General features: G+C 68.6%; 17 protein-coding genes. 12 read left to right on the top strand and 5 right to left on the bottom strand.

Annotated elements, in window-relative coordinates; all coding sequences use genetic code 11:
* Nucleotides 1-5: 5 nt before the first annotated feature.
* The gene (gene lnt, locus F816_RS0111560; protein WP_019594866.1) at nucleotides 6-1,496 is read left to right on the top strand and encodes an apolipoprotein N-acyltransferase; all 1,491 of its coding nucleotides are present in this window, start codon (nucleotides 6-8) and stop codon (nucleotides 1,494-1,496) included.
* Between the two features lie 4 nt (nucleotides 1,497-1,500).
* Here the strand turns inward: lnt and F816_RS0111555 are convergent, their stop codons facing one another.
* Together F816_RS0111555 and F816_RS0111550 are read right to left on the bottom strand one after the other, a co-directional pair.
* Nucleotides 1,501-2,046: a zinc ribbon-containing protein gene (locus F816_RS0111555; RefSeq protein WP_019594865.1), complete on the bottom strand. Its 546-nt coding sequence runs from the start codon at nucleotides 2,044-2,046 to the stop codon at nucleotides 1,501-1,503.
* Between the two features lie 172 nt (nucleotides 2,047-2,218).
* Nucleotides 2,219-3,073: a DUF2189 domain-containing protein gene (locus F816_RS0111550; protein ID WP_019594864.1), complete on the bottom strand. Its 855-nt coding sequence runs from the start codon at nucleotides 3,071-3,073 to the stop codon at nucleotides 2,219-2,221.
* Between the two features lie 221 nt (nucleotides 3,074-3,294).
* On the opposite strand from F816_RS0111550, the gene leuS reads away from it, so the two are divergent.
* From leuS to F816_RS0111510, 8 genes are all read left to right on the top strand, one after another.
* A complete protein-coding gene (leuS, locus tag F816_RS0111545) occupies nucleotides 3,295-5,886 on the top strand; it encodes a leucine--tRNA ligase (RefSeq protein WP_019594863.1) in 2,592 nt (863 codons plus the stop codon).
* Nucleotides 5,883-6,422 (top strand): LPS assembly lipoprotein LptE, encoded by a 540-nt coding sequence (gene lptE, locus F816_RS0111540; protein ID WP_019594862.1) that lies wholly within the window; start codon nucleotides 5,883-5,885, stop codon nucleotides 6,420-6,422. The genes leuS and lptE overlap by 4 nt, the downstream gene beginning before the upstream one ends.
* Nucleotides 6,422-7,459, top strand: coding sequence for a DNA polymerase III subunit delta (gene holA, locus F816_RS0111535; RefSeq protein WP_019594861.1), 1,038 nt, complete (start codon nucleotides 6,422-6,424; stop codon nucleotides 7,457-7,459). Before lptE ends, holA begins: the two co-directional genes overlap by 1 nt.
* Nucleotides 7,460-7,463: 4 nt before the next feature.
* Entirely contained in the window at nucleotides 7,464-8,783 is a 1,320-nt protein-coding gene (locus F816_RS0111530; protein ID WP_019594860.1) for a glutamate-5-semialdehyde dehydrogenase, read from the top strand.
* A 315-nt stretch (nucleotides 8,784-9,098) separates the two neighbouring features.
* The gene (gene nadD / locus F816_RS0111525; RefSeq protein ID WP_019594859.1) at nucleotides 9,099-9,749 is read left to right on the top strand and encodes a nicotinate-nucleotide adenylyltransferase; all 651 of its coding nucleotides are present in this window, start codon (nucleotides 9,099-9,101) and stop codon (nucleotides 9,747-9,749) included.
* An 8-nt stretch (nucleotides 9,750-9,757) separates the two neighbouring features.
* A complete protein-coding gene (rsfS, locus tag F816_RS0111520; RefSeq protein ID WP_019594858.1) occupies nucleotides 9,758-10,150 on the top strand; it encodes a ribosome silencing factor in 393 nt (130 codons plus the stop codon).
* Between the two features lie 22 nt (nucleotides 10,151-10,172).
* Nucleotides 10,173-10,643, top strand: coding sequence for a 23S rRNA (pseudouridine(1915)-N(3))-methyltransferase RlmH (gene rlmH, locus F816_RS0111515; RefSeq protein ID WP_018176977.1), 471 nt, complete (start codon nucleotides 10,173-10,175; stop codon nucleotides 10,641-10,643).
* A gap of 6 nt (nucleotides 10,644-10,649) precedes the next feature.
* Nucleotides 10,650-11,306 carry a nucleoside triphosphate pyrophosphatase gene (locus F816_RS0111510; protein ID WP_019594857.1) on the top strand — a complete coding sequence of 219 codons (657 nt, stop codon included), beginning with the start codon at nucleotides 10,650-10,652 and terminating at the stop codon, nucleotides 11,304-11,306.
* On the opposite strand, the gene F816_RS0111505 is transcribed toward F816_RS0111510, so the two are convergent.
* Nucleotides 11,263-11,685 (bottom strand): DNA polymerase III subunit chi, encoded by a 423-nt coding sequence (locus F816_RS0111505; RefSeq protein WP_019594856.1) that lies wholly within the window; start codon nucleotides 11,683-11,685, stop codon nucleotides 11,263-11,265. The genes F816_RS0111510 and F816_RS0111505 overlap by 44 nt on opposite strands.
* Nucleotides 11,686-11,701: 16 nt before the next feature.
* On the bottom strand, nucleotides 11,702-13,180 hold the full coding sequence (locus F816_RS0111500) for a leucyl aminopeptidase (protein WP_019594855.1): 1,479 nt from the start codon (nucleotides 13,178-13,180) through the stop codon (nucleotides 11,702-11,704).
* Nucleotides 13,181-13,268: 88 nt separating this feature from the next.
* Here F816_RS0111500 and lptF point away from each other — a divergent pair, with 88 nt between their 5' ends.
* From lptF to F816_RS0111485, 3 genes are read left to right on the top strand one after another with little or no spacing between them, the layout of a single operon-like run.
* Nucleotides 13,269-14,396: an LPS export ABC transporter permease LptF gene (gene lptF / locus F816_RS0111495; protein ID WP_019594854.1), complete on the top strand. Its 1,128-nt coding sequence runs from the start codon at nucleotides 13,269-13,271 to the stop codon at nucleotides 14,394-14,396.
* Complete coding sequence (lptG, locus tag F816_RS0111490; protein ID WP_019594853.1) at nucleotides 14,393-15,466, top strand: LPS export ABC transporter permease LptG; 1,074 nt, start codon at nucleotides 14,393-14,395, stop codon at nucleotides 15,464-15,466. Before lptF ends, lptG begins: the two co-directional genes overlap by 4 nt.
* Entirely contained in the window at nucleotides 15,463-16,107 is a 645-nt protein-coding gene (locus F816_RS0111485; RefSeq protein WP_019594852.1) for a GDSL-type esterase/lipase family protein, read from the top strand. Before lptG ends, F816_RS0111485 begins: the two co-directional genes overlap by 4 nt.
* Nucleotides 16,108-16,393: 286 nt before the next feature.
* On the opposite strand, the gene F816_RS0111480 is transcribed toward F816_RS0111485, so the two are convergent.
* On the bottom strand, nucleotides 16,394-16,933 hold the full coding sequence (locus F816_RS0111480) for an RDD family protein (RefSeq protein ID WP_019594851.1): 540 nt from the start codon (nucleotides 16,931-16,933) through the stop codon (nucleotides 16,394-16,396).
* Between the last annotated feature and the right edge of the window lie 16 nt (nucleotides 16,934-16,949).

Raw genomic sequence — 16,949 nt, 5'->3', positions numbered from 1 at the left:
TCGGCATGCAAACCTTCGTCGAACGCCTGCCGCCCTGGGCCTCCGGGCTTGTTGCCTTGCTGGCCGGGGCGGGTGCAACCCTGGCCTTTGCCCCGGTTGACTGGTTCCTGGCCGCCCCGTTGGCCCTGGCCGTGTGGTTCGCCCTGTTGCCGGGCGCCCGACCGCGCCGTGCCGCCTGGACGGGCTATGCCTTCGGCCTCGGATTCTTCGGGATCGGGGTGAGCTGGATCTTCAATAGCCTGTTGGTGTTCGGGCAGGCGCCACTGGTGGTCGCCTCGCTGATTACCGTGCTATTCGTGCTGGTCCTGGCGGGCTATCCGGCGTTGCTGGCTGGATTGGCGGCGCGCTTCCTGCCACTGGGGCGTCCGGCCGGGTTGCTGGCGCTGGCCGGTGGCTTGGTGCTGATGGAGCTGGCGCGTTCCTGGCTGTTCTCCGGCTTTCCCTGGCTGCTGTTCGGCCACACCGTGCTCGACACGCCGCTGCAGCCCTGGCTGCCACTGGTCGGCGAGCTGGGCGCGGGGCTGGTGGTGGCCCTGCTGGCCGTGGCGCTGGTCCTGGTGTTTCTGACCCGGCAGCGCTGGCTGGGCGCGGGCCTGGTGGGGGCACTGGTGATTGCCTCGTTGTCCCTGGGGCTCGCGCGCTGGGTGGAGCCGGGCGGCCAGACGATTTCGGTGGCCATGGTCCAGGGCAACATCGATCAGGCGCGCAAGTGGGATGCCGATGGCATCGAGTATTCGCTGGGGGTCTACGAGGAACTGACCCGCGAGGCGGGTGAGGTGGACCTGGTGGTCTGGCCGGAGACCGCGATCCCAGCGTTCTATGTCGAGGTCCAGCGACCGCTCGGGCAGCTCGTCCAGTCGCTGGCGGAGCATGACAGCGAACTGCTGACTGGGGTCTTCGACCATGCGTCGGCCGGACGCCATGTGTACAACTCGGTGGTCAACGTGACCACCGGGGCCGGCTACAACAAGCGCCAGCTGGTCCCCTTCGGTGAGTACATCCCGTTGCGCGGCCAGCTCGACTGGCTGGATCGGTTGCTGGCGATCCCGATGTCCGACCTTTCCCCGGGCACCGGCGACGGGCGCATGCGGGTGGCCGGTCAGACCGCCGGGGTCAGCATCTGCTACGAAGCGGCATATTCGCGCCACATCCGCGCCGCGCTGCCGGAGGCCGGGTTCCTGGTCAACGTCTCCAACGACGCCTGGTTCGGCGACAGCCTCGCCCCGGCCCAGCATCTGCAGATTGCCCGGGTACGGGCGGTGGAGACCGGGCGCCCGATGATCCGGGCAACCAATACCGGCATCTCGGCCCTGATTGATGCCGATGGCCGGATACTCGAGCGTTCGGGGATCTTCACCCGCGAGGTGGTCACGGGCACGCTACAGCCTCGCCACGGCGTGACGCCGGCAACCGCCACCGGGGCGGGGCCGGCGGTGCTGGCCGCGCTGGTGCTGGTGGTTGCCGGTGCCGCGGTCGGCCGTCGCCGCCGACGCTGACGGGTTATTCGGCCTCGGTGCCGCCGGGGCCGCGACGGAACGTCGTGTTGTGGCAGTTGGAGCACGGCGGGATGCGGCCGACCTTCGTCATGTGCACGGGATGGCCGCATTGCTTGCAGAGCAGTTCGCCGGGGCCGGTGATCTCGCCGGTGTGCCACTCGCCCATCACCTGGGCGCGCGCGGTCAATTCGGTGATCTCGATCCGGGTGCGGTCGGCGATGCGTTCCAGGGCGTTCTTGATGCTGGCCTCGATCAGACCCAGATCGATCTGTAGCCAGCCACGCCAGTCGGAGCTGCGGTTGTCGAGGTAGGCGCCCAGATCCTGCAGGTCGCGGCGCAGGTAGTCCATCACCTCGTGAGCCTCTTCTCGGGTCAGGTCACTGGCCTTCTGCACGCGGTCGCGGGCGTTCTCCAAAGCCTCGGTGATCGCCTTGCTGGTCTTGTCCTCCAGCTTTTCGAGGTCCTCGGTGACCTCGTTCAGCATGCGGTGGTACGCATCGCTCAGGCGCGATTCGCGCTGCTCATCGTGTTCCTTCCGTTCCTCGCTCATCGGCCTATCCTTCGCGGTTGCAGGTCTCGGTTTCCAGGGGCAGCCTGTGACGCCGTCTCCCCAAGGTTCAACGTTAGCACGAGCGCACGCACCCGGAGCAGGGGCGCTCCGGGTGCGTGAATGGGCCGTGTTTCCGCGGGAGTATCGGAGCCGCTGCCGGGATTGCGGGGGTTCAGGGCATTGGGACCAGATCCCGGTAGGCGTGCCACATGGCAAAGCCCAGCCAGGGGAAGATCACGATCAGGGCCAGCAGCGCGGTCGCCACCGAAACCATGAACAGCGCGGTGATGATCAGGCCCCACAGGATCAGCGTACCCGGGTTGTGACTGAAGGCCTTCAGGCTGACCCCGATCGATTCGATCAGGCTCTTTTGCGGGGCATCATCGCGTATCCGGTGATCCAGCAGGGCCGGGATCGTGACCAGGCTGAGGGCGAATACCGCGAGGCCGAACACGATGGCGGCCACCACCACCCCGACCAGCGAGATAATGCCGGCGCCGCTGCCGAGCATCGCGCCCACCAGGTGATGCAACTGTCCCATGACCGCGATTTCGCCGATGTTAAGCACCGCGATCCACATCCAGACAAAGCTGGCCCAGATCACGAACAGGATGGCCAGCAGCGCGGCAAAGGCCCAGATCGAGCCACCCATCGGCCCCAGCCAGCCGAGACCGGAACCGCCCGGTTCGCCGCGCTCTTTCTGCAGCGCGAGGTAGTTCACACCGACGGCGAGTACGGGTCCGAGGAGCAGGATTCCGGCCAGAAGCGAGAAGGCCATCCACGGCTGATTCCAGGACAGGCCCAGCAGGATCAGCGCGGCCAGGGTGATCACCAGGCCGTGCACCAGGGCCACAGGCATCTGCCAGAGGTCCCGCCAGCCCTTGCCGAGCCAGGTGCCCAGGTCCTCCGTCGCGACCTCGCGGATGGCCGGGGAATCCGTCTCCGGCGTATGTTCGGGGACCGTTTCCCCCAAGTCCTCGGGATAGGCGCGCTGCAGCATGGGCACCACGTCTTTCTCTTCACTCATAACCTGCCTCCTGAGAACGTTTTGCCAACCGCTTTCTTTGACTGTAGGTCTTGAGGCAGTCAGGTAGGGGTACTGTTCCCGGCGTTGCGTGACGGGTATCACATCGAAGACGTGTGGCGAGGGGTGGCCGGGCGGTTTCCCAGCCGCTTGGAGGGGGTGGGGGCGACTGGTATTCTGCGCAGTTCTTTGTTTCACGCGAAAACTCAGGGCAGGTGGGCCACATGCAGGAGCAGTATTCCCCGGAGATGATCGAGGCGCAGGTGCAGCGCCAGTGGGAGGAGGCTGACTGCTTCCGTGCGCGCGAGGATGCCGCCGGTGAGCCGTTCTACTGCCTGTCCATGTTCCCGTACCCCTCGGGCAAGCTGCACATGGGGCATGTGCGCAACTACACCATTGGCGATGTGATCGCGCGCTTCCAGCGCATGCAGGGGCGGAGCGTGCTGCAGCCGATGGGCTGGGACGCCTTCGGCCTGCCGGCCGAGAACGCGGCGATGCAGAACCACGTGCCGCCGGCGGCCTGGACGCGCCAGAACATCGAGCAGATGCGCACCCAGCTCAAGCGCCTGGGGTTTGCCTACGACTGGTCGCGCGAGTTCGCCACCTGTGATGCCGATTACTACCGCTGGGAACAATGGCTGTTCGTGCGCCTGTTGAAGAAGGGCCTGGTCTATCGCAAGAAGGCGACCGTGAACTGGGACCCGGTGGACCAGACCGTGCTGGCCAACGAACAGGTGATCGAGGGCCGGGGCTGGCGCTCCGGGGCGGTCGTCGAGCGCCGCGAGATGCCGCAGTGGTTCCTGCGCATTACCGACTACGCCGACGAACTGCTGGAGGCCCTGGACGAGCTGGACGGCTGGTCGGACCAGGTGCGCACCATGCAGCGCAACTGGATCGGGCGTTCCGAGGGCGTGGAGCTCGAGTTCGCGGTCGAAGACGGCGAGGCGCTGGCTGTCTACACCACGCGCCCGGATACCCTGTTCGGCGTTTCCTACATGGCGCTGGCACCGGAGCACCCGCGGGTGCAGGCGCTGGCGGAGCAGGACGCCGAGCTGGCCGCGTTCGTCGCCGACTGCGCGCAGGGCGGGGTGGCCGAGGCGGACCTGGCCACGATGGAGAAGAAGGGCCGCGCGCTGGGCTTCACCGCCCGCCATCCGCTGACCGGCGCGGATGTCCCGGTCTGGGTCGCCAACTTCGTGCTGATGGAATACGGCACCGGCGCGGTGATGGCCGTGCCCGCGCACGACGAGCGCGACCACGAGTTCGCGACGAAATATGGCCTGCCAATCCGCCAGGTGATCGCCCCGGCGGACGGCGCCACGGTCGACGTGCAGCAGGCCGCGTTCACCGACGCCGGCGTGCTGGTGAACTCGGGTGATTTCGACGGCCAGGCATCGGAGGCCGCCAAGGCCGCGATCGCCGAACACCTGGAGCAGGCCGGGCTGGGTCGGCGCCGGCGCAACTACCGCCTGCGCGACTGGGGCATCTCGCGCCAGCGCTACTGGGGTTGCCCGATCCCGGTGATTCACTGCGAGGCCTGTGGCGCGGTGCCGGTGCCGGAAGCGGATCTGCCGGTGCGCCTGCCCGAGGACGTGATCCCGGACGGGGCCGGCTCGCCGCTGGCGCGCATGCCCGAATTCTTCGAGACGCCGTGCCCGGAATGCGGGAAGCCGGCGCGGCGCGAGACCGATACCTTCGACACCTTCTTCGAATCCAGCTGGTACTTCGCGCGCTATGCCTGTGCCGACAACGACACGGCCATGCTGGATGCGCGCGCTGACCACTGGCTGCCGGTGGATCAATACGTCGGCGGCATCGAGCACGCCGTGCTGCATCTGTTATATGCGCGCTTCTTCCACAAGCTGCTACGCGACGAGGGCCTGCTGGCCTCCGACGAGCCGTTCACCCGCTTGCTGACCCAGGGCATGGTGATCGCACCAACCTTCTATCGCGAGCGCAAGGACGGCGGGAAGGACTGGATCAACCCGGCGGACGTCGAACTGGAGCGTGCCGAGGACGGCTCGGTGAAGGCCGCGCGCCACCGCGAGGACGGGGCGCCGGTCGTGGTCGGCGGCATGGAGAAGATGTCCAAGTCGAAGAACAACGGTGTGGACCCTCAGGCCCTGATCGAGCGCTTCGGCGCGGATACCGCGCGGCTGTTCACCATGTTCGCCGCACCCCCGGACCTGTCGCTGGAATGGTCCGACTCCGGCGTGGAGGGCGCGCATCGCTTCATCAAGCGCCTGTGGCGCGCGGTCCACGAGCACGTGGGCGGCGAGTCGCCCGGCACGCTGGACACGGACGCGCTGGACGATGCCGGGCGCGAGCTGCGGCGCAAGCTGCACGACACCATCGCCAAGGTCAGCGACGACATCGGCCGGCGCCAGACCTTCAACACCGCGGTGGCCGCGAACATGGAACTGCTGAACGACCTCGGCAAGTTCCCGCAGGACGCCGCCGAGGCCCCGGCTGTGCGCCAGGAGGCGCTGGAGGGCATCGTGCGCATGCTGGCCCCGATCATCCCGCACGTGACCGAAACGCTGTGGCGGGCCCTGGGTCACGACGCGCTGGTGGCCGCCACGCAATGGCCGCAGGTTGACGAGGCCGCACGCCAGGCCGCGCAGGAGACCCTGGCAGTGCAGGTGAACGGCAAGCGCCGTGCCGAGATCGCGGTCCCGTCCGGGGCCGACAAGGACGCGATCGAGACCGTTGCACGCAACGACGAAAACGTGCAGCGCCATATCGAGGGGCAGGATGTGATTAAGGTGATCGTCGTTCCCGGCCGTCTGGTCAACTTCGTGGTGAAGCCGCAATGACCGCCCTTTTGCGCGCGGGTCTGGTGCTGGTCCTGGTGGCCGCGTTGGCCGCCTGCGGCTTTCAGCTGCGTGGCAGCAGCGAGTGGCCGGAGGCACTGAATCCGGTGCAGATCACGGGCATCAATGCGCGCGACTCGCTGTACCGCGAACTGGCCGTGACCTTGGGCTCCTCGGGCGTGGATGTCGTGCGCCAGCGCCCGGAGGGCCAGGGTGCGATCCTGGAGATCCGTTCGGTCAACGATCAGCGCCGCACCCTGTCGGTGACCGAGGCCGCGCGGGTGTCCGAGTATGAACTGGTGCGCACGGTCGATGCGCGCCTGCGCCCGGTGGATGGCGAGGCGGTTGACCTGGGGCCACTGCGCGCCTCGCGCATCTATCTGTTCGATGGCACTGCGGTGCTCAGCCGGGGCGAGCGCGAATCCACCCTGCGCGAGGCGATGGACCGCGACATCGTCAGCCAGCTGCAGCGCCGGATCGCCGCCCTGATCGAGCCGGACGGCAGCCTGCGTGACCCCGCGGAGGACCCGGCCCCCTAATGGCGCTGGATATCGCCCGCCTGGAGCAGGACCTGGCGCGCGGCCTCGCGCCGATCTACCTGTTGCTGGCCGAGGAGCCGTTGCAGGCAATCGAGGCGGCCGATGCGATTCGCGCTGCCGCCCGCGAGCAGGGCTTCCTGGAGCGCACGGTGCTGGACCTGACCGCACAATCGGACTGGGGCCCGTTCGAGGCCGCGATCCGCGACCGGTCGCTGTTTGCCGAGCGCACGGTGCTGGACGTGCGCCTGGCGACCGGCAAGCCGGGCAAGACCGGTGGCGACCACCTGAAGGCCTACGCCGGCGACCCGCAGGCTGACTTGGTCCTGCTGCTGCACCTGCCGCGCCCGGACCGCGACATGCGCCGGGCCGCCTGGTTCAAGGCCCTGGAGGGCCGCGCGGTGGTGATCCACGCGCGCCCGGTGCCACCGGCCCAGCTGGGCGGCTGGATCCGTGCGCGGCTGCAGAGGAACGGTCTGCGCATCACCGACCCGGCGCTGGCGTTGCTGGTCGCGCGGGTGGAGGGCAACCTGCTGGCCGCGCGTCAGGAGATCGAGAAGCTGGCGCTGGCCGGCGTGACCGAGATCGACGAGACCGTGCTGGCGGAGGCCACCACGGATTCCGCCCGCTTCGAGCTGTTTGCCCTGGCCCCGACCGCGCTGCGCGGTGATGTCCGCCACGCCCTGCGCATGCTGGAGGGGCTGCTGGATGAGGGCCAGGCCGAGCCACTGATCCTGTGGGCGCTGGCCCGCGAGTGCCGGCTGCTGGTGCAGGCGATGGAGCGCAAGGCCGCCGGTGCCCCCGACCGTGAGGCGTTTCAGGGCAGTTTCGGCGACGGCCAGAAGGCCCTGCGCCAGGCCATGTCGCGGCTGGACCTGAGTGCAGCGCGGGGCCTGCTGGGCGAGGCCGCGCGCGTGGATCGGGTCATCAAGGGTCAGGAAAACGGCAATGCCCGGCAGGGGTTGCTAGACTTGGTGGCCCGTATGGCGGGGCGGCCGCTGACCCGACCCGAACCCGCACTGAATTCTCAACGAGTCTGACTGCATGAACGCTGCCGTGAACCCCACTGAATCCGCCGCTACCAGTGGCGTGGTCGCCCAGGTCGAGGCGCTCGGCCGTGCTGCGCGCGCCGCATCGCGGCGTATGGCCGAGGCCGAGCCGGGGGCGAAGAACACCGCACTGCATGCGATCGCCGAGGGCATCGCCGCGCGCCGCGCCGAGCTGAATGAGGCCAACAGCCGCGACCTGGAGGCCGGGCGCGAGCGCGGCCTGGACGCCGCGATGCTGGATCGCCTGGCGCTGACCGATGCCCGCATCGATACCATGATCGAGGGCTGCCGCCAGGTAGCCGGGCTACCCGATCCGGTGGGCACGATCTCCGACATGGCCTACCAGCCGAGCGGTATCCAGGTCGGCCAGATGCGCGTGCCGCTGGGCGTGATCGGGATCATCTACGAGTCGCGGCCGAACGTGACCATCGACGCCGCCGCGCTGTGCCTGAAGTCGGGTAATGCGGCGATCCTGCGTGGCGGCTCCGAGTCGCTGCATTCCAATCAGGCCCTGGCCGCGATTATCCAGGCCGGTCTGGAGCAGGCGGGGTTGCCGCGCGAGGCGGTGCAGGTGGTGCCGACTACCGACCGCGCGGCGGTCGGCGCGCTGCTGCGCATGCCGCAGTACGTGGACGTGATCGTCCCACGCGGGGGCAAGGGTCTGATCGAGCGCGTCAGCAACGAGTCTCAGATTCCGGTGATCAAGCACCTGGACGGCGTCTGCCACGTGTACGTGGACGGCGGCGCGGATGTCGACAAGGCGCTGGCGGTCGCGGTGAACGCGAAGACCCAGCGCTACGGGACCTGCAACACCATGGAGACGCTGCTGGTGCACGCGGACCAGGCCGAGGCCTTCCTGCCGCGCCTGGCGGCCGCGCTGGGCGAGCACCAGGTCAGCCTGCGCGGCTGCGCGCGGACCCGCGCCATCTTGGCCAGCAGCGGGGCCGAGAGCGGAGCCGACATCGCGGAGGCCACCGAGGACGACTGGGTGGCCGAATACCTGGGGCCGATCCTCGCGATCCGCGTGGTCGACGACCTCGATATGGCGATCGATCACATCAATACCTATGGCTCGCACCATACCGACAGCATCGTGACCGAGGACTACACCCGCGCCCGGCGTTTCCTGCGCGCGGTGGACTCCAGCTCGGTGATGGTGAACGCCTCCACCCGTTTCGCCGATGGCTTCGAGTACGGGCTGGGCGCGGAGATCGGCATCTCCACCGACAAGCTGCACGCCCGCGGCCCGGTGGGCCTGCACGGGCTGACCACGCTCAAGTACGTGGTGTTCGGCAATGGCCATATACGTGGCTAGGGAAACACTGATCAATGTACACGCTCGCGCTCGAGTCGCTTTTGCGTACGAACAAGGCGTGGTGACTGCCGTGCAGTCATTCTGCACAAGGGAACCGCAACGCCGTGCGCGCGCAAAAGCGGCCGAGCCCCTTCGGGGTTGGTACCCCAGGTTCCCCGATCCTGCGTTGCGCCGCTTGTGGGTAGAACCACTACCCGCTGCACCGCGCGCCTCGTCTCGGAAAACCTGGGGGGGCAACGCGAGTGTGTACATTGATCAGTGTTTCCCTAGGGGAGAAGCTGATTCAACCGTGTGTCTCCCTGGGGCGATCCCCGCGTGATCGGGATCCTCGGCGGCACCTTTGACCCGATCCACTTCGGCCACCTGCGCCCGGCGCTGGAGGTCCAGCAGCACCTGGGGCTGGAGCGCGTGCACTTCATCCCCTGCCACGTACCGCCGCATCGTGCGAGCCCCGGAACCGGCAGCGACGACCGCCTGGCGATGGTGGAGCAGGCGATTGCGGACGTACCGGGATTCGTCGCCGACCGTCGCGAGCTGGATCGTCAGGGGCCGTCCTACACCGTGGATACCCTGCTCAGTTTCCGCGAGGAGCTGGGGCCGGACGCGCCGCTGGTACTGATCATGGGAATGGATGCCTTCGCCGGGCTGCCATCGTGGAGCCGCTGGCAGCAGATCTTCGAGCTGGCGCATATCGTGGTCTCGCACCGCCCCGGCAGCCCGGCCTCCCACGATCTGGGCGGCTGGCTGGGGAACGCCGCGACGCACGACCCGGCGGCGCTGCACAAGGCGCCCGGGGGGCTGGTCTACTTCCAGCCGGTCACCCAGCTCGACATCTCCGCCACTGCCATCCGGGACGAGCTGCAGGCCGGGCGCAGCCCGCGCTTCCTGCTCCCCGGGGCCGTCAATCGCTACATCCAGGACCACGGTCTGTACCGGGCCGGGTCGAACCGCAATCACGGGACATGACCGACACAATGAACAGCGAACAACTCCTGGGGCTGGTGACCACGGCTCTGGACGACATGAAGGCACAGAACATCCGTACCATCGACGTGCGTGGCAAGACCACGCTGACGGATTTCATGGTGATCGCCTCCGGGACCTCCGGGCGTCACGTGCAGTCCACCGCCGAGTCGGTGGCCACCGAGGCCAAGCAGGCCGGCATCCCGCCGCTGGGAGTCGAGGGTCAGGAGAGCCAGGAGTGGGTGCTGGTGGACCTGAACGATGTCATCGTTCACGTGATGCTCCCGGAGACCCGCGACTTCTACAACCTGGAGAAGCTCTGGATGGCGGAGGAGGCCGCGGACACCGAGAAGGCCGCCCCCGAGGACCCCAGCCTGGAGCGGGTCCGGCGCCTGCGGCGCTGAACGCCGAGCGAGGCCTCGCCCGATGCGTCTGGACCTGATCGCAATCGGCAAGCGCATGCCCGACTGGGTGGCGGAGGGCTTCGCCGAATACGCCGGGCGCCTGCCGCGCGAGCTGGAGCTGAACCTGCAAGCGCTGGCGGGTCCGTCGGGCGCGAAGTCGATGGACACCACCACGCTCCTGCGCCGCGAGGGCGAGATCCTGCTGAAGGCGATCCCCGAGGGTGCGCGCGTGATCCTGCTGGACGAGCGTGGCAAGGCGGTCGACACCAAGGGCGTGGCCAAGCGCCTGGAGGACTGGCAAGCGGACGGTCGCGACGTCGCGCTGGTGATTGGCGGGGCCGCCGGGCTGGACGAGGCCGTGCGCGCCCGCGCCGAGTGGGCCTGGTCGCTATCGCCGCTGACCTTCCCGCACATGCTGGTGCGCGTACTGGTCGCCGAGCAGCTCTATCGCGCCTGGTCGTTGCTCAACAACCACCCCTACCACCGGGCCTGATCCCCCATGAGCCCGATGGCCCCGCCGCTCCTGCTCGCCTCCGCCTCGCCGCGGCGGCGGGAGCTTCTGGAGCAGGTCCAGCTCGCCTTCGAGGTGGCGCCGATGGACGTGGACGAGAGCGCGCAGCCGGGCGAGACGCCGGAGGCCCTGGTCGAGCGCCTGGCCGTCGCCAAGGCGGAGGCGGCGCGCGCTCGCCTGGCGCCCGGCCAGTGGGTGCTGGCGGCCGATACCGTGGTCGCCGTGGACGACGACGCACTGGGCAAGCCCGCGGATTTCGCCGACGCCGCCGCCATGCTCGGGCGGCTGTCCGGGCGCGAGCACCGGGTCGTGTCCGGCATGGCCCTGTGGCGCCCCGGCGAGGCCATGCGCGCCCGTCACGTGACGACCCGGGTACGCCTGCGCGAGCTGAGCCCGGCCGATATCGAGGCCTACTGGGCGACCGGCGAGCCACGCGGCAAGGCCGGTGCCTACGCCATCCAGGGCCGCGGCGCCGCCTTCGTCGAGTGGATCGAGGGCTCCTACACCAACGTGGTCGGGTTGCCGCTGTTCGAGCTGGAGGCCTGGCTGCGCGAGATGCCCGACCCGCCGCCGCGTGTCGGATCGGCGTCTCCCGCGGACGTTACTGGATCTTGTGGTGTTCCAGCGGGTAGCCGCGCTCCTTGAAGAAGCGGTAGCGGCTACGGCCGGCATCGCGCCCCGTCTCGTCGCCACCGACGATGTCGGCGACCCGTTCGAAACGCCCACAGTACTCCGGGACCTCGGGGGCGAGGTTGATCAGCACGTCGCAACGATCCGACGGCGCATGCGCCTCGTGCAGGGAGACCGGGACGTCCGTGTCGCGCACGTCGGTGCTGTGCGGCAGGAAGGCCGTGTCCTCGAAGGTCCACAACCATTCATCCAGGGTGCGCGTCAGCTCCGGCGAGCCGGTATGGATATGTACTCGATGTCCCTGCCCGCTGGCCTTCTTTGCCAGACGGCAGACGAAGCGCAGGCGTGCCTCCGGGGCCGGATCCTCGAGCAGGTAGAAGCTGACGTGGGTCATGCCCGCCGGACCGCGATCAGGCCTGGTCGAGCAGGTAGCGCATCAGCATCGGCACCGGGCGCCCGGTCGCGCCCTTTTCCTTGCCGCTCTTCCAGGCCACGCCGGCGATGTCGACATGCGCCCAGGTGTAGTCCTCGGTATAGCGCGACAGGAAGCAGGCGGCGGTGATGGTGCCGGCCGGGCGTCCGCCGATGTTGGCCATATCGGCGAAATTGCTCTTCAGCTGTTCCTGGTACTCCGGCCACAGCGGCAGCTGCCAGGCGCGATCCCCGCTCTCCTCGCCAGCGGCCAGCAGGCCCTTGGCCAGGCGCTCGTTGTTGCCGAGCACGGCCGCGCCCTGGTGCCCCAGCGCGATGATGCAGGCGCCGGTCAGGGTGGCGATGTCGATCACCGCCTTCGGCTTGTAGCGCTCGACCCAGGTCAGGGCGTCGGCCAGGACCAGGCGGCCCTCGGCGTCGGTGTTCAGGATCTCCACCGTCTGCCCGGACAGGGTGGTGATGATATCGCCGGGGCGGGTCGCGCGGCCGTCGGGCATGTTCTCGGCGCTGGTGACCACGCCGACCACGTTGATCGGCAACTCCAGTTCGCAGCAGGCCTCGATCACGCCGAACACGCTGGCCGCGCCACACATGTCGTACTTCATCTCGTCCATCTCGGCACCGGGCTTGAGCGAGATGCCGCCGGTGTCGAAGGTGATGCCCTTGCCGACCAGAACCACCGGGGCGTCGCCCTTGGTGGCGCCGGAGTATTCCATGGCGATCAGGCGCGGCGGGCGCTCGGAGCCCTTGCCTACGGCCAGGATTGCGCCGGCGCCGAGTTTCTCCAGGTCCTTCTCGTCCAGCACCGTGGTCTTCAGCTTCTTGTTCTGCTTCGCCATTTCGCGCGCGGTGTCGGCCAGGCTCTCCGGGTAGCAGACATTCGGCGGGGTATTGCCCAGGTCCTTGGCGCGATTGACGCCGGTGGCGATCGCCGCAGCCTCGCTGCAGGCGCGCTTCGCCGCCTCGGCCTCGTCGCGCTCCACGCTGAGCTGGATCTTCTCCAGCTTCACCGGGGTGGTCTTCTCCTTGCCCTTGAACGGGGTGAAGCGGTAGGCGGCATCCGAGATCGCCGCCACCAGGGTATGCACCGTCCAGGCGATGTCCTTGCCGCGCGGCTGGAAGTCCGCCACCGCGATCACCGCGCTGGTGGTGGGGCGCTCGATCAGGGCGGCCGCCAGGGTCTGCGCGGCCTTGCGTGCGGCGCGGGCGTCAAAGTCCTTCTTCGCGCCCAGGCCGATCAGGAGTGCGTTACCCTTGCCTCCACCGGTAGGCAGCAACAGCCGGCTGCCGGCCTCGCCGTCCATCTCGCCGGCCTTCAGCAGGGCGGTGATCTCGCCATCGCGCGCGGCATCCAGGGCGGTGGCGCCCGCGGCCGGCTTGCGCTTGTGGGCGATCCCGGCGGCGCGGATGCCGGCGCGGGGTTTGTCGAGGGTCGAGGTGGTGACGGAGAATTGCATGAATGCCTCCCGAAAATGAGTTCGATCATGGTACCAGCGCCAGGCGGCGCCCGGCCACGCGCCGCGCGGGCCGCGGGGTAATGCGCGCATGATCCTGCGCCGCGCCGAGCGTCTTATCGCCCGCGAGCTGCTGGTCACGCAGACCGCGGTCACCGTCGTGCTGTTGCTGGTGATCATCGGCGGCGTGTTGGGGCGGGTGCTGCGCGATGTCGCCGAGGGCAGTATCCCCGTGGATTTCCTGCCGGGCATGGTCGCCTTCGGCGCGTTCAAGGGCATTGTGTTCCTTTGGCCGGTGGCGCTGTTCCTGGCCTTCATGCTGGTGCTGGGCCGGTTGCAGCGCGACAGTGAGCTGGTGGCGCTACAGGCCAGCGGCATGTCCTTCGCCGCGTTTTATCGCGCGCTGTTCTGGGTGGCTGTGCCGGCTACGTTGCTGTTGTTGGTGCTGATGACGCTGGTGGTGCCACGTACCGAGGCCCAGATCGACCAACTGCGCGACCTCGCCGAGACACGCTCCGATCTGGTCGGCATCACGCCCGGGCGCTTCCTGCGCTCGCGGGTTGGCGAGCAGGTCTTCTTCGCCGAGCGCCTGAGCGAGGACCGCGAGGCCCTGCTGGAGGTGTTCATTTACCGCGAGGTCGACAGCGAGGCGCAGGTGACCGTAGCCGAGCGCGCGATCCCCGACCCGGGGGCTGAGGGCAGTGGTTTCCTGATCCTCGAGAACGGCTATCGCCATGTCGGCGTGCCCGGCGAGGGCAGCTTCCGCATGCTCGAGTTCGAGCGCCTGCGGACCCAGATCACCGAGCCGGATGCCGGGGCTGGGCGGCGCTCGCTGAACGCGATGTCGACGCTTCAGCTGTGGGCGGAGCGCGATCGGCCGGACCATCGTGCGGAGCTCGAGTGGCGCATCGCCATGCCGCTGTCCATCCTGGTGCTCACGCTGATCGCGCTGCCGCTGGCCCAGGTGCCGCCGCGGACCGGGCGCTATGCCCGCATCCCGGCGGCGATCGGCGTCTACGTGCTGTACGCGAACTTCCTGATCCTGGGTCAGGGGCAGCTGGCGGATGGCCGCACGCCACTGGCCCTGGGGCTCTGGTGGACGCATGGCCTGATGCTGGTTTTTTGGCTATGGCTGGCCTGGCGCAAGGGCATGCTGGGCCTTGGCCGGGGAGCGGGCGGCGGCCCTCGCCGCGTGGAGCGTGACGAGGTGGCTTCGTGACGACCGTACTGGGTCGCTACATCATGCGCCAGGTCCTGATCGGGACCGCGCTGGCCGTGGTCCTGCTGGTGGCGCTGGATGCGGTCTTCGCGCTGATTGACGAGCTGCGCGACACCGGGCGTGGCAACTATGGCCTGACCGAGGCACTGCTGTATGTGGCGCTGACCCTGCCGCGGCGGATGTACGACATGCTGCCCCCGGCGGCGCTGCTCGGCGGACTCTTGTGGCTGGGCAATCTGGCCGCCAACAGCGAGCTGACCGCGATGCGGGCCGCCGGAATGACGCTTGGGCGCTTCATCGGCTGGGTGATGCAGGCCGGACTGGTGGTCGTGGTCGTGATGGTGGTGGTCGGCGAGTTCTTCGCTCCTGCGGCCGAGAGTCGTGCACAGAACCTGAAGGCCAGCGCCTTCGATGAACAGCTGAGTGTGAGCCCCATCGGGCTCTGGGCGCGCGATGGCCAGCGTATGGTGCAGGCGGATGCGGTGCTGCCGGGCAACCGCCTGATCGGCGTGCGCATCATCGAAGTGGATGCGAACCGCGAGCCGCGCGAGATTACGCGTGCGCAGAGCGCGCAGTACGTGGACGGGGCCTGGCGGCTGCAGGGCGTGGCGCGTTCGCGGCTGTCGCTGGAGCGCGTCGAGCCCGAACGCCTGGAGGAGGAGGTCATCGGGCGCCTGATCGCGCCGGAGTACTTCGACATTCTGGTGGTTGAGCCCAGCCAGATGGCGGCACAGAACCTGGCGCGCTATATCGACTACCTGCAGGAAAATCGCCTGGACTCGGCCCCCTACGAGGTCGCGTTCTGGCAGCGACTGACCCTGCCGGCCAGCACCTTCGTGATGCTGCTGCTGGCGATCCCGTTCCTGTTCGGCTCGCAGCGCGAGGGTGGTGCCGGGCGGCGCCTGTTCATCGGCATCGCCATCGGCGTGTCGTTCGCCATCGTGATGCGCGCGATGACCCATCTGGGGCTGGTCTACAACCTGCCCCCGGTGGTTGCGGCGAGCCTGCCGGTGGTGCTGTTCCTGATTTTCGCGCTGGTGGCGTTGCAACGCATGGGACGTCAGACATGAGGGGGTGGCTGCGCGGTGGGTTCCTGATCGTGCTGGCGGCCCTGCTGGCGGCCTGTGGTGGCGCGGGCCCGGGCGACTTCGAGCCACTCCCGCGCCAGGCCACGGTGCTCGCCTTCGGCGACAGCGTGACCCACGGGACCGGGGCGGGCTCGGGCGAGGACTATCCGGCGCGGCTGGCGGCGATCACCGGCTGGACACTCATCAATGACGGGGTGCCGGGCGACCGCGCCAATAGCGCCCGCGGGCGCCTGGAGCCCAGCCTGCGCGAGCACCAGCCGGACTTGGTGCTGATCTGGCTGGGCGGCAACGACTTTCTGCGCCAGCGCGATCCCGCCGCGGTCAAGGAGGATTTGCGCGCCCTGGTGGCAACGGTGCATGAACACGGGGCCCAGCCATTGTTGCTGGGGGTGCCGCGGGCCTCGGCCCTGGGGGCCGCCACCGGGCGCCTGCGGGACGATCCGATCTATCGCGAACTCGCCCGCGAGGAACAGGTGGCCCTGATCGAGGGCGTGCTCTCCGGCGTGTTGTCCGAGCGCGAGCTGCGCGCCGACCCGGTGCACCCCAACGCCCGTGGTTACCGTCGCATCGCTGACGAGATTGCCGAGGCCCTGGACGACCTCGGCCTCTGGCTCGCCCCCTGATTCTGGATTACTACGAAGCTACGAAAAAGGGCAAGGTCAAGGGCGTTTTCACCACAGAGGGCACAGAGTCCACGGAGAAGACCGGACGGAGAGGGGTAGGATGTGATGAGCGCAGCGAATCGCATCATGTCGCGGCCCGGGGCGTTCCGGTTCCCGGGTTGATGCGTTTCGCTGCGCTCAACCGCATCCTACTCGCTGACGCCCAAACACAATGCCCTTCCCATCTTCCAAACTTCCTGTAAACCGCCTTTGACCTTCTTCGCGGTGAAGAAGCAGTTGGTGGGGGTCAGGTTTTCTGGTTTTGTTTCCAGCGCGGCTTGGCGAGGCCCTGGATGCGGACCAGTTCGGTGCTGGAGAGCCAGTCGTGCAGCATCCAGCGCCGCGGGTGGAACTGCGACAGGCCGAGCGCGAACAGCGCCGCCGCCGTGACCACGGTGATTGCCACGGCGCCGTGCTCGCGCACCGCCCAGATCGCCATCAGGATCACCAGCCACTGGGCGACCGCGACCAGGTAGCGCAGGGTGGCCTGCCAGGCATTGACCGCGTGGCCACCCTCGGTGCGCAGCTGGATGTTCCAGGCCTGCATGCCAAGCGTCTGTCCGGTGCGGGTCCAGAACCAGTAGAAGAAGCCCCAGGCCACGATCAGGTTGAGCACGAAGTGCACACGCGGCGAGTACAGCCCGGTGGTATTGCCGAGGACAACCACCAGCAGGCCAAGGACCATCCAGATCGCCACCAGCAGCAGGGCATCGTAGACGATGGCGGCCAGGCGGCGGAGCAGGCTCGTCGGTTGGCCGTCGACGGACAAGGCGGCGGTTTCGGTCATGGGATTCCCGGATGGT

The organism is Thioalkalivibrio sp. ALM2T (assembly GCF_000381505.1).
Lineage (GTDB): Bacteria > Pseudomonadota > Gammaproteobacteria > Ectothiorhodospirales > Ectothiorhodospiraceae > Thioalkalivibrio > Thioalkalivibrio versutus.
Note: the sequence above shows the minus strand (reverse complement) of the source record. Positions and strands in the feature narration are given on the sequence as shown.